Annotated in this window: 10 protein-coding genes; 1 reads left to right on the top strand and 9 read right to left on the bottom strand. The window is 45.1% G+C overall.

Annotated features, from left to right (window positions below):
* Positions 1-63 precede the first annotated feature (63 nt).
* The 5 genes from HMPREF0999_RS01780 to HMPREF0999_RS01760 all read right to left on the bottom strand — a co-directional run bounded on the left by HMPREF0999_RS01780 (position 64) and on the right by HMPREF0999_RS01760 (position 8,650).
* Positions 64-4,050 carry an SUMF1/EgtB/PvdO family nonheme iron enzyme gene (locus HMPREF0999_RS01780; protein WP_009275030.1) on the bottom strand — a complete coding sequence of 1,329 codons (3,987 nt, stop codon included), beginning with the start codon at positions 4,048-4,050 and terminating at the stop codon, positions 64-66.
* 110 nt (positions 4,051-4,160) lie between these two features.
* Positions 4,161-4,919, bottom strand: a complete 759-nt coding sequence (locus HMPREF0999_RS01775) for a hypothetical protein (RefSeq protein ID WP_005857754.1) — start codon at positions 4,917-4,919, stop codon at positions 4,161-4,163.
* 34 nt (positions 4,920-4,953) lie between these two features.
* Positions 4,954-6,048: a hypothetical protein gene (locus HMPREF0999_RS01770; RefSeq protein ID WP_005857755.1), complete on the bottom strand. Its 1,095-nt coding sequence runs from the start codon at positions 6,046-6,048 to the stop codon at positions 4,954-4,956.
* A gap of 11 nt (positions 6,049-6,059) precedes the next feature.
* Positions 6,060-7,835, bottom strand: coding sequence for a YncE family protein (locus HMPREF0999_RS01765; RefSeq protein WP_009275029.1), 1,776 nt, complete (start codon positions 7,833-7,835; stop codon positions 6,060-6,062).
* A gap of 17 nt (positions 7,836-7,852) precedes the next feature.
* Complete coding sequence (locus HMPREF0999_RS01760) at positions 7,853-8,650, bottom strand: IclR family transcriptional regulator (RefSeq protein ID WP_029257197.1); 798 nt, start codon at positions 8,648-8,650, stop codon at positions 7,853-7,855.
* Between the two features lie 241 nt (positions 8,651-8,891).
* Here HMPREF0999_RS01760 and HMPREF0999_RS01755 point away from each other — a divergent pair, with 241 nt between their 5' ends.
* The gene (locus HMPREF0999_RS01755) at positions 8,892-11,267 is read left to right on the top strand and encodes a hybrid sensor histidine kinase/response regulator (RefSeq protein ID WP_005857761.1); all 2,376 of its coding nucleotides are present in this window, start codon (positions 8,892-8,894) and stop codon (positions 11,265-11,267) included.
* Between the two features lie 50 nt (positions 11,268-11,317).
* On the opposite strand, the gene HMPREF0999_RS01750 is transcribed toward HMPREF0999_RS01755, so the two are convergent.
* From HMPREF0999_RS01750 to HMPREF0999_RS01735, 4 genes are all read right to left on the bottom strand, one after another.
* On the bottom strand, positions 11,318-11,806 hold the full coding sequence (locus HMPREF0999_RS01750; protein ID WP_009275027.1) for a Dps family protein: 489 nt from the start codon (positions 11,804-11,806) through the stop codon (positions 11,318-11,320).
* Positions 11,807-11,960: 154 nt separating this feature from the next.
* The gene (locus HMPREF0999_RS01745; RefSeq protein ID WP_005857766.1) at positions 11,961-12,644 is read right to left on the bottom strand and encodes an outer membrane beta-barrel protein; all 684 of its coding nucleotides are present in this window, start codon (positions 12,642-12,644) and stop codon (positions 11,961-11,963) included.
* 135 nt (positions 12,645-12,779) lie between these two features.
* Complete coding sequence (locus HMPREF0999_RS01740) at positions 12,780-13,268, bottom strand: Dps family protein (protein ID WP_005857767.1); 489 nt, start codon at positions 13,266-13,268, stop codon at positions 12,780-12,782.
* Between the two features lie 192 nt (positions 13,269-13,460).
* A complete protein-coding gene (locus HMPREF0999_RS01735) occupies positions 13,461-13,697 on the bottom strand; it encodes an SDR family NAD(P)-dependent oxidoreductase (protein ID WP_010183421.1) in 237 nt (78 codons plus the stop codon).
* Positions 13,698-13,733 lie beyond the last annotated feature (36 nt).

Below are 13,733 nucleotides of genomic sequence, written 5' to 3'. Positions count from 1 at the left end.
TTGAAAGAATCGGCGATTAATTTGCCGCATCCATGTTATCTATCTATAAATAGACCTTGTCTATTAATCCTCAATAATTACCCGGAAGCCTACGTTGAATACACGTTGGTACGGATAATATCCTTTACGGGTATAAGCCGTCGAGAATTTCGGTCGCTCGATATAAGAACCACCACGAACCACCTTATACTCGGAGACCTCTTTCGATTTCTCGTTGTAAGGATAAGGCAAGTAATCTGAACGAGTCCATTCCGCCACGTTACCGTGCATGCAATACAAACCGAACGGATTCGCTTCATATTGCTTACCACCCACCTGGACCAAATTGCCATCATCCACGCCTTCCTCTTTCGGTAAGTAAGTATAGTACTTGTACCAATAAGAAGTCTTAGGCATCGGTTGCGGGTCGATACCGCTTACGGCAAGCAGGAGCGTGGTTACGTCGGCTAGGTTATCCTTTTTACCGAAGTCCGCATTCATATCGCCATACCAGAAATCTTGATCGCTACCGGCACGACAAGCCCATTCCCATTGCGCCTCGGTCGGAAGCGTGATGTTCAAGCCTGTTTTCTCACTCAGCTTCTTACAATAATCCATAGCGTCATTGTAACTTACACGGATTACCGGTTGCTCTGGCTTATTAGCGGGATATCCTTGAACCACGTGATCCTTCCATTGCTGATCCACGAAACGGCTGTCGTGATCCGGGAAAATCACGTTGAATTGCTGGTTCGTAACCTCCAACTCACCCATCCAGAAAGCTTTGTCAATCTTCACTTTCGCCGTCGGACGAGTATCGGATTGCCCACGATAGCTACCCATCACGAATTGTCCGGCCGGAATGCGAACAAATGTCATCTTGATACCCGGAGCCAACTCAATCTCCTTACGGGTTTCCTTCTCGTCGGCCAACATAGCCTTGATCCGGTCCGCATCAAATGGCCAACCTTTCACCTTCAACTCTTTTTCCTTGACAGGAGCCAATTTCTCCGGCATCTCCGGTTTGATCTCACCTTTACCCTTCAAGTAAGCGGCATAATCGGAGATCTCTTTCTTCCAATCCACGCCTGCGCCATTCGCATACTTATCCGTCAACTCTTTACGACGCTTGATCTGGTCGAAGCCTTGATACGGGATGATATCCTTCGAAAGTACATTCGCATTGAAATAACCCTTATCCGGAGCGTTGTAATCAATCCAGTTATAAAGGGTTTTCCACTCTTTATCCGTCAGTTGCACGTTAAAGTGCCCTTTCTTCAACATACGAACCAGTTCACTCGTGTTCGGATGATATTCATACGGTTGAAGAACCACCATATCACCCTCGCCACCTTGACGGTGTACGTACGGATGCAGGTTCAAGTAAGAAGTGCCATAACCTAATTTATCCTTCTTGCCCCCACGCAAGTCGAAAGCCTTGCCCTCACCATTATGGCAAGCGATACAAGCGCGATCCAAGATCGGTTGGATCTCCAGATCGAACGTGAACGAACGGGTCCCCCCTTCCGGCGGAGTCAACGCATGCGGGGCTTTCTGCGAAGCCATCACACGTTTCGGGATAGGAATCTGGTTCTGGTCCTCATGGCAACCGATACAAGATACCACCTCGCCCGGCTGACCGGTCAACCAGCTACGCATCCACTGGATAGCCACTCCGTCTTTGTCTAACGGCTGGATAGAGATCGGCGTATTCGCCGGGATCTTGAAGATAGCGGAGCCATCCTCTTCTACCGGTACCGTACCCAACATACGCTTGATGTCCCAACCGGACTGGATTCCATGCCAGTTATGATCGGAGGTAGTCTTCACGTAAGCATACTCATAAGCGTGCAGACGAAGAGACTTAACCGTACCCCGGGGAATGCCTCTCAAACCCTCTCCCTCGTAAATATCCTGAATAAAGACCGTAGCCTCTTTGTCATTCAATTTCACACGGTCCGGAATAGCCGGAGGAGTCTGTGTCTTACGTACGGCAACCGGACTGATATAGCCCTCACCCTCTACCTTACGCAAACAAGTCACGTTATCGAATACGTCCACCAAATAGATACCCCATAAATCCTGTGGATCTAATTTAGCGGCCACCAAGAAATATTTATCATTCAGCGGAGTCGGTTTGATAAACTGCGGCCATACGCCATTTACCAACTCATCCTTAATCTCCTCCACGATCGGCCGGTTACGATACGGGATCTCCTGTACCATACCAGCGGCGCCTTTACGGGCTTTCGCCGGATCGAACACGATTAAACGACCGGAACGGGCAATACCATGGTGACCGGAGATAATTCCCACGAAAGCGGAACCGTGGCCCGGCAACGGCTGAATATCGAACGTACTGTTCGGGAACATCGATCCGCTACCATACAGCGCTTTCTGCTCCGTACCATCCGGATTCATGTTCATCACGATACGGGAATAATAGTGCGTCAAGTCCGTGTACTCCCAACGAGTGTACATCACACGACCGTTATTCATCACTACCGGGTTCCAGTTTGCGTCTTGATCGAAAGTCAGACGGCGCAAGTTCTTCGTATCCGGCGTATAAAGTACCATATTACCGACAGGGTCATCACCACTTACACAAGGCACGCCTTGATAACCGATATTCGAGTTGGCGATGATACGTCCGTCCGGTAAGTAGGTTCCATCATAAAACTCCAGATCCGGTTCCTCGTTATGTATTAATTGCTTAAAGCCCGAGCCATCCAATTTCACCTCGAATACGTTCCAACGCTTATCGGGCATCGTCTGGGTAAACATAGCACGATCGCCATCCCAATGCATCCGCAAGTCGGCGACAGAGGAACCGTTTTCCGGTTTATAGATCGACCGTACCTGTACATCCTCCCCGCGTAAATTACTCAACTCCACGATATCGGCGTCGAAGCCCATACGGCGGGCGGACTCTTGGTTACTCCAGTTATTACCCTGCGTACCCAAATCCGGAGCCATTGCCTTATGAGCGTTTACACCTAATTTAAAGCGGGCAGCCAAGACTTTATCACCGTCCAAGAACGGGTTCGCCAGCAAGATCGTACGTTTATTCGCAATCGCTTTCTCGGCATTAACCAAAGCGGCCTCATCACCACTATAAATGCCATCGAAACCTTTCTTTACCTGCTGTTCCAACTCATCCAGAACCGGTTGATATTTAGTGGCGTCGAAGCCTTTCAACTTTTTCATATCGTTGAAAGCCAAACGAATCGCCTCCATATTCAACCAACTCAAGTCGCTCTGCAAATTACAGATACGTTGAGTTTTCTCATAAAGTTTCAAATACTCACGGATCTGAGTATCAATATCTTTTTCCGTCTCTATCTGCTTAACAGCGTTCTTTACATACGCAGCGTCTTTCAGACGAGAAGCCAGATTCAAGACAATATCACGCTCGGCGGAAGCGTCACTGGCGGTCAACCAGTTCTCCAACCCATCGATATTAGCGTTTAAAGCCCCCAATTCCTTCGGATAAGCGGCTAGCAAACGTGCGGCCTCCTCCTTCGGGAAAACATTCATGATACGGAAGAATACACTACCTACCGTCGACTGATCGGCCAAACCCACCTCAGCCTCAAAGCGTACATATTCCTTATTGATATTGTACACCATCACGCCATTGGCATGGCATAATACGCTATGATCGTATTTCTTACCGCCGATCAACAAAGGATTCCCGTATAAATCCGTATTCTTACGGATACTGTTTGAACCGGAAACCCAATAATCCGGGTCTAACTCATCCAACCAAACCGAACTACCGTCCGCCTTGATTAAACGGGCATTCGCCCATGTACCCCAATCCCAATCCGTACCGTCCGGTCCGGCGGCCGTAACAAGTACCAACTGATCCTGCCCCGTCAAATCGGCGGACATCGGGACAGCCTTCTGCTTCGCTTTGATCCAAGCGGACATGATCGGCATGTTCGCCTTCACCAAAGAGGCACGAAGCTCAGACTTTTGTTTTACTGAGGCGTCAATCCAGTTATCCACCTTCTTTTGCTTCGGACCTGCCGAAACAAGAAGAGAGGTCGACAACAAGAGTGATACCATTATATAGTATTTATTCATGTATTAAATTTAAATTTAGAAGGTTGTTTATTGAAACCCTAAGGATCACGATCGGCAACCCTTAGAATTACGAAGCATAACCCTAGAGGTTTTTATAAAGCGGCCTTCTGGTTCGTGAAACGTAAGCCAGCGTTGTCGTGATAGCATGCCCACTCATCTACGATAGCGCCTTCCGGACCTGCCATCATAAAGTGGAATGTCTCCAATTTCTTCAGACGTAATACGTCGCCGACCTTCTGAACCACGAAATTCTTGCTCTTGATCGGTCCGTGTCCAGCAGGGATAGCCGGTGCGTTCGGAGTCTCGTCACCTACCTCAGAGAAGTTGTATACCCAACCCTTCTCTACCATCCAAGACTCATGTTTAGCCGGGAAGTCAGTCTTTACGTGAGCATGTTCCGGAATCATCTGGCCCGGCAACAAATAGATAGCGTGAGCGAAATACTTATACTCCGGATCGTTGATCCAGAAAATACCCCCCATACCTACATTCTCGAAATCGCCCAAGCCAAAGTCTGTCACCCACATATCTTTCGCCATCAACTCCGTGAAAGGAACATCGTAGAAAGCAAACATATCTTTCATCGCTTCCATAGCGACATCTTGTTGAAACTTGCCGTCTTTATAAAAATCGGCGTTCGTGTACTTCTTTGAATAAGCCATTGTTTTATTTTTTTGATTGTTAGTATTACATGCGTTCGTGCATTCTTTGCGGCAAGTTCCTTCCGGACAATTGCCCTCCCCGTTAGCGGCGCAACAAGTAGCGTCTGTCGTTGTCTTTCCCGTACATGCGACCATAGATACCAACACCAATCCCATAGCCGCCATTTTCATGTTCAAACCTTTTCTCATTTGTTTTTGTGTATATTTGTTAGTACTATTTGTTTCAACGTATCGCTATTCCCTCGATCTCGATCAATAACTCATCCCGGCAAACGTCGGCCCACATATAAGAGATCGGGATATTTAATCCGTAGGTATTCATCAAACGCTCAGCCTCCTTATAGTCGGATTTATTCTTCAAGTAGACTCGTAACTTAACCAATTTAGCGTCAGCGATCAGTTCCGCTATATTTTCCATCGTGATCCGTAGCTGACGTTCCAGACCTACTCCCGTCAAGCTCTCCTCACCACGGATAGCGGCTGTACCGGAAATATAAATCAATTTACGATCCTGAAAAGTCATGCTCTTGGCACGCTCGAACTTAGGGGTCGTCTTCTTTTGTCGGGCAACTTCCAGTACTTGTTCCGAATACGCATGGGCAGCCACCTGCAACTTATTATCGATCGGCGTAGCGAAAGCATCCGGCGTAGTAAACACGGCGGCATCCACATCGATCAAGATACCTCCCAGATTCGCCCCGATACCCGTAGCGGCAGGATAACCATTCGCCCATTCCGTTTTACTATAAAAATCAGACCGGGCGTTATTAAACGCTTGATAATGCTGATCCGGACCGTCGAAAGCGGTTATACGCTCGATATAATTCCACTGACGGATAATGCTATTCAACGGAAAACCCTCCCGACGAAGCACATCCCCCAATAACCGGAAAGCTTCCACCGACTGAGGCTCTATACCAAAATGGAGTACATCCCCTTGAAAACCGCCGGCAAAAAGGAAACGTCCCGAGGCATTCTCCAACAAGACATAAGGAACACCTTGATAATGACGGAAAGTAATCCGATCCTGCGCATCGGGCACATAGCTATGTACCTCCATCAGCAAAGGAGCGTTCAGCGGCGGTTGGGAGACATAGCTCAAAGCCGGTTCGCAATCCCCATAATACCGACGGATCTTCTCCCGCAGCAAAACCCGGCGTGCCACGTATTCCTCATTTGTACCCGGAGTACCGAAAAAGGCCAACCTCATGATCACCTCGTTTTGAGGCAATTGAGACAATAGATCGTCCACCATAACGGCGAACTCGGCCCGCTTGGTGCTTAATATCGTATAATGTATCTTCTCACAATAATTCATATCCTTTTATTTTACAGGGAGTTTACATATTCCGTTAACGCCTCGATATCTTTCTTGGAAACCTTTTTATCGATGCCATGCTTATGGACCTCGAACACCTCTTCCATGGTAGCCGCACGCCCATCAAACAGATAAGGAGCCGTACGCCAGACCTCGATCAAAGTAGGTGTATCCCACCCTTTCTCAAATTCTATATCCTCGCCGATACGGTGCATCTTCATATCCGTATAATAAGGACCGCTATGACACTCGCCACATTTCAGTTTCTCAAACACCTTTCTTCCCTCTTTCGCCTTATCCGATAATTCCCCATTTACTAAATACGGGCTAGGCACCGGACGCAAGGATTTCATATAAGCGTCCACACATTTCGCCATTTCCTCTTCTGGCTCAAAAAACTGAATGAACTTAAAACCGGCACGTACCGCATATTCTGCGCTCTCACGAACACCCGAGATCATGCTTGGGGGAGTCACATGCGAATACAACATGCTCTTACAATTCTTCGAGTTACCAACTCCATCATTCATCAAGTCCCAGTTCATCCCGTCCGTACGGGCATCCCCCGGATGGCAACCGTTACAACTCTGCCAGCCTTGATAGCAATGATTTGCGTCGTTAAAGTATTTCTCGCCCTTGTTCTCCGGCGTTTCCGTACGCCCCGGATTCATGTCGGTAGCCGTCACCTCCAATGTATTTATATCGACGGTATTCAAGATATCGGCGAAATAAGTAGGGATTATCAACTTATCTCCCGAAAATATAAAATTTCGGGGACCGTTTCCTTGTAAGGTAACTCGCTCACGAAGTCCATACAAGAAATTCAAGTCGTAATCCAGACGGCTCTTATCCTTATAAGACTCAAACTTCGCCAACATCGCCGGATGATCGATCACGCTCACCTCATGCGTTCCGCTATGCGTGATAAAGATATGCTTGTCATCGCAAGCGATACTCCAGATACCGGCAGCGCCACGATCCGGCTCGTCCACCAATACCGCCCCAACGAATTCCCGCTTCGCCACATCGATCACGCTGAAAGCGCTCGTGTTCATCCAACCTTGTTGAAGTTGGGAAGTAGGCACCGTGAATCGTCCCAAGTTATGAGACACGTATATATATTTCCCGTCCGGCGTGATACACATCCCCCGTAAGGCATTGCTACCATTCGCCAATTGGATATCTTTCACTTTCGTAAACCCCTCCATCTCGATTACTGATACGCAAGCGGCCACCACATCCACGTCCGCCCGTTGTGCGGGCAGGAAATTCGTAACAAACATATACTTGCCATCCTTGCTGAATACCGCCGATTTAGGCTCACGCAACACTTTCACGCTCCGGACTACCTTACGCATCACCGGATCTATCTCGACCACCGAATTATCGAACTGATTACATACATATATATGTTTCTTATCCGGCCCGAACATCGGATGACAGGCTCCCGATCCCGTCGGTATAGCCGCTTCCACCCTACCCGATTCCAAGGAAAGCACTTGTAAACGGCCGGTCTTCTCGAAGGTCGTCACATACACCTTATCCCCATCCGGAAGCAATCCGGTCGGGATCTCATCAAACGGAAACGAATGAAGCAAGCTCTTACCGTCCGCTGAAAAGATATCCAGATGTCTCGTTCCTTTCTGTGTCATTAATAGCTCCCCCTTCGCATTCAATACGGCATCCGTAGTAAAGAAAGGTGGGTTGCCGGCTGAAGCGAGAGAAACGCAACAGCCGACAAGACAAGCCACCAATGAGTTTTTTATCAAGTATTTTCGTGTGTTCATGGTATATTTTGTATTCCTTATTTTCTAAATCCTAGTTCGTTCGAGATCACCCCGGCAATCTCCTTGATCACCTTCACCGTATTTTTCACCACCTCTTTCGATAAGCGGTCTTTCGGGCCGGAGATCCAAATCGCTCCACAAGGATATCCCGTATAATTAAAGATCGGGGCGCCTACGCAGATCACGCCGCTCAGCTCCTCCTCATTATCCATGGCATATCCCAGCTTACCAACCTTCTCCAATTCCTCCAGATAGGCCTCACGAGAAGTGATCGTCCGGGAATTATACCGTGTAAACGTCATGTAGGACAGGTAACGATCTCGCACCGTCTTCGGCAAATAAGCCATAATCGCCTTTCCGGGAGCCGAACAATGCAACTCAAACGGCTTTCCCGGCGACAGGACGAAGCGGAACGTATGATGTCCTTGCGCTTGTTCGATAAAAATCCCTTTCTCATCTCCCAAGACACCAAAGCAAGCGGTCTCTTTCACTTGATCACGTAAATCACGCAAATGTGGCAAGACGGTCTCTAAGAGATTGTGTTCATTCAAGGATCTGAAACCAAGGGTCAATAATTTTCGGGAAAGTTTATAGCGTTTCGTGTCTTCACTAAAATTAAGATATTCCAGCCGCACCAATGTATTCAAAATACGGTAAGCCGTAGTCTGAGATATATCGAGCGCCGACTTAATATCTTGCAATGTTTCTCCCGCCGACCGCAAGGAAAGGTACTCAAGAACCGCTATGCCCTTCTCTAAATTAGGCACTTTGTAGCTCTCATCCACTTTTTCCATATTTGGCAGCGTGTTTTCCATATTTGAAATTGCATTTCAGATTTGAACCAAATATAGCAGTGATGAATTTAAACAAGACACGAAATATGTAAAAAGGTGTTAAGTATGTTGCAGAGCATATAAAGCCTTAAAGGAAAATGATCAATTCTTTTTGATTTACAATGATTTTATCTCTTATATACATATTATTTACCTACTTTCGCGGAATATCCTTGAAAGCACAAGGATATAAGTGCATTCATAAACGAGCAAGAATACAAACATGACAAGCGAAAGCAAAAAAGAAAAGTTAAATAAAAACGAGCTATTAGCTAATTATCAATATCTCATGGATACGATCTGGACTATCTATTTGGAAGACGGAAGCGTCGATATACTTAAATATTCAATGAATCCGGAATTAATTAATACAAAACAAGATTATACCAGCCTTGCCAACATTCTAAGAAACGACATCTATTCTCCAGACCGTAGTTTATGGGATGAAACGGTTTCGCTTGAAGCTTTCTTTAGAATGATAGCCGAAGGATGTTTTCATAAAACATTTGACTTACGTTTCTGCAACGATCACTTCGGTTTTGAATGGCACGAAACTTTTATCGATATTCTTGTTAACAACGAAGGTATCCCTGATAGAATCCTTTTATCTAGCCGTAATATCAACGATTTCAGAAAAGCGCAAATTATAGAAACCGCCGTAAGATCAGAATATGATTACGTAATCTATATTGAAGCTTCGAAAAATAGCTATGTCATGTATACCTCCGGCTCGGAGAGCTATAGTCCCCCTCCTATCGCCAGCTATGACTATGATGGAGTAGTCGCCTCATATAACCGGCAATATATGGCACCTGAGCTTCACGAAGAAATGACTGAGAAACTACAGATCGCTCATATAGAACCGATACTACGGAAACATGGAGAATATATCGTATATGGCACCATGATAGAGAATGGCGTAAACCGGGAAAAGAAAATGCGATTCAGCTATTACGACAGGGAAAAGAACATATGGTTAATGACTCGAACTGATATAACGGAAATCAAAGAAGAAAGAAAACAAAAAAAACTGTTGCAGGAAGCTTTACAGAGCGCTAATGCCGCCAACCGTGCCAAAACTGATTTCCTATCCCGGATGAGCCATGACATCCGCACTCCTATCAACGCCATCGTCGGTATGACAGCGATAGCTGGCCTGCACATGGATGACCAGATGCGTATAGCTGATTGCTTAAAGAAAATAACCATTTCCTCCAAACTCTTATTAAATCTGATCAATGAGGTACTGGATATGTCTAAACTGGAAAGTGATAAGATCATGCTGACAGAAGAGGCATTCAAGATCAACGAGCTATTAGAGAGTTTATTCGTCATGGTGCAACCGGCCTTTGAAGCGAAAAAGCAAAAGTTTCAGATACATGTCACCAAGATAAAACACGAATGCCTTATAGGTGACGTGCAACGTATACAGCAAGCATTGTTGAACATGCTTACAAATGCGATCAAATATACTCCGGAAGACGGGCAAATACAACTAACGGTAGAAGAGAAACCTTCTGTCTATAACGGTTACGGCCAGTTTGAAATAACCGTAACGGATAACGGTATAGGAATGAAACCAGAATTTCTGGAAAAAGTATTCGAACCTTTTGAGCGGTCGGATGACAAGGCCATTCGCAATATCCAAGGGACTGGTCTCGGCATGGCTATCAGCCGCCATATCGCCCAGATAATGAACGGAGACATTCTTGTGGAAAGTGAATATGGAAAAGGCTCCAAATTCACCATGAGGTTTCATGTCAAACTGGGAAGTACGAATGAATACGACAATAATATATTGGTAGACCTACCAGTACTGGTAGTAGATGACGATGAGGTATCCTGCGAGATCGCTTATGAAAACCTCCAAGAATTAGGGATGAAACCGGAATGGGTTCTTTCCGGTGAAAAGGCCGTACAAAAAGTAATCGACGGAGACACTTACTTTGCTATTATCATAGATTTAATGATGCCCGGCATGAACGGCATCGAAACCACCATAAAAATAAGGGAATACGTGGAACCAGATACTCCGATCATCATCATATCAGCATACGATTATTCCGGTTACGAATTTGAGGCAGTAAAAGCTGGCGTCAACGGCTTCATAAGCAAGCCTATCATGAAATCCAAGCTATTCCATTTAATGAAAAAATTTGCCTCAGACAAAAAGGAAGACGAGCAAGTCCTTATCACACCGACTCATATCATATCTTTTCCCGGCAAACGGATACTGGTCGTGGAAGACAATGACCTAAACCGCGAGATAGCGTATGAATTGCTGCAAGAAACCCATGCAGAAGTCGAGACAGCTTGCGACGGACAAGAAGCCGTTGATAAAGTCGCCGCTTCACCCGAAGGTTATTACGATTTTATAATCATGGATATACAGATGCCTGTAATGGATGGACTCGAAGCGACAAGGCAAATTCGTCATCTCGACCGTCAAGATATCAAAGATATGCCCATTATAGCCATGTCTGCCAATGCTTTCGCCGAAGATGTACGGCTAAGTCTGGAAGCCGGCATGAACGAACATATCGCAAAACCGATCGAGATAGACAAATTATATGGAATTATGAGGAAATGGTTCCAGTAAAAAAAGCCGGAATCTCTTCCGGCCTTCTCCAAACTCAATGAATCACCTTTTTACTTCTTGCAATCGCAAGTTGAATATGCTGCCAACATCCAAACCAATTTTTCTTGTTCCTTCAGATAGTCACTCATCAACGCTACCGTAGCCTCATCGCCCGCCTCCGATGCCAAGGAAAGAAGTTTACGTTCCTCACCAATCAGCAGGCCATAGGTATCGAGAATATGTTTCAATGCCTCGTCACCACAGGATACGCCTGATACCTCTTTTACACGGGCTACTTTCAGGTACTCGCTGAACTTGTTCTCCGGCTCGCCTCCCAACATCAGGATACGTTCCGCCAACTCGTCAACCTTCTCGGCAGCGTTGTTGTACATATCCTCGAATTTACCATGAAGAACGAAGAAACCGTGTCCCTTGATATTCCAGTGGAAACCACGAAGGTTCGTATAAAATACTTGGTAGTCCGCCAATAATTGTTTCAAGCTTGCTACTACGTTACTTACCGCTGATGCGTCTAAATGAAGATAATCTAATGTTTTCATACTGCTATTTTTTTAATTGTTATACTTTCCGTTTTCTTATACTGCAAAGATATGGTAAATATAAACAGCTGTCAAACAGATAATTCCTATATACATATAGATAGAATCTATATTTAAACGATCAACAGGAAGACATGCGATAGAACTTAGGTTTCTATTTACCCAATTTAAACTTATATCCTGCGGTAAGAGCCAAGGTATGGTAATTCGCCTCGATAGATCCTCCCTTATACTCTTTACCTAACGATACATCATAGCCAAAATTGATAAAGCATTGTTTTATTTCCACACCTACAGTGGAACTTATACCCCAATCAAAAGCACGAAGCCCTTCACAGGGATCGTGGGTATAAAACTTAGCGGATTCTTCCGAAGCGACAGACCATCCCCCGAACATTCCTTTATCCAATACGCTTACGGCTATATAAGGGCCTACTCCGACATTCAAACGAATATCCTCAGCTAATTTGAACGATAAATTAGCCATAATCGGTAATTGCAAGAAATTTCGTGTCACCTTATTTGAGTAATCATACGCATATCCATACGGATCATAAGTAGGTCCCGGCACAGTCCACCAATAATGCCCATATCCATATCCGGGGAATTGGTCATTACTATATCCCCTTTGCGTATAATACAGACCGGACTTCAGAGAAAGAAATTCCGGCTTCAACTGATATTCCACTCCTACCCCAATCTTCCAACTCGGTTTCCAATCAACCATTGGACCCGCCTTCATCACTGTCATACCCGCTTCCGGAACTACCGACCACTGGGCTTGTACCGATACTACACCCAGCATTAACACCATCGCAAATACTACAACTCTTTTCATATACTTTTTATTTTGATAAAATAATCGAACGATATATATGAATAAGACATGAAACAATAAAAAACCCCTATTGGCACCAACAGAAAAAGGCCGGAATCACTTCCGACCTTCTCCAAACGCAATGAATCACCTTTTTTACTTCTTGCAATCGCAAGTTAAATATGCTACTAACATCCAAACCAACTTCTCTTGTTCTTTCAGATAATCACTCATCAAAGCGACCGTAGCCTCATCTCCCGCCCCGGATGCCAAGGAAAGAAGTTTACGCTCCTCACCGATCAAATGACCATACGTATCAAGAATATTCTTTAACGCCTCGTCACCGCAGGATACGCCTGATACCTCTTTTACACGGGCTACTTTCAAATACTCGCTGAACTTGTTCTCCGGCTCGCCTCCCAACATCAGGATACGTTCCGCCAACTCGTCAACCTTCTCGGCAGCGTTGTTGTACATATCCTCGAATTTACCATGAAGAACGAAGAAACCGTGTCCCTTGATATTCCAGTGGAAACCACGAAGGTTCGTATAAAATACTTGGTAGTCCGCCAATAATTGTTTCAGGCTTGCTACTACGTTACTTACCGCTGATGCGTCTAAATGGATATAATCTAATGTTTTCATAATTACTACTTTTTAATTTGTTATACTTTTTGTTTTTCTTATACCGCAAAGATACGGCAAGTATAAGTAGCTGTCAAACAGATAATTTTTATATCAAGATAGAGGAAATTTATTAAACTATTCCATACAATAAGTATGCAAATGACATGAATACATAAACAATTGGATACTAACATTTAAAAAAGACGATTATCATTTTCGAAAAGCACGTACGTGTTTTTTTGAAAAGTCGTACATGTTTTTCGGCAAACACGTACGACTTTTTACAGATACTCCGGCGACATTTACTAACATTGAGATTTCTCCATGCTTCTGCGCTTCGTCTATCAAGCTCAGAATAGACGAGCGTGAGGACAAGTCCATTTCCATCGGCAGTACGTCAAATCCGGCATTGTTCATTGTCTGGGCAATAATCGCTGCATTATTCATACTGTTTTTTTCCCTAAAAAGGTTACCTTCGCGGAA

The organism is Parabacteroides sp. D25 (assembly GCF_000307475.1).
Taxonomy (GTDB): domain Bacteria; phylum Bacteroidota; class Bacteroidia; order Bacteroidales; family Tannerellaceae; genus Parabacteroides; species Parabacteroides distasonis.
The sequence above is the reverse complement of the archived record's forward strand: the minus strand, read 5'-3'. Positions and strand labels throughout refer to the sequence as shown.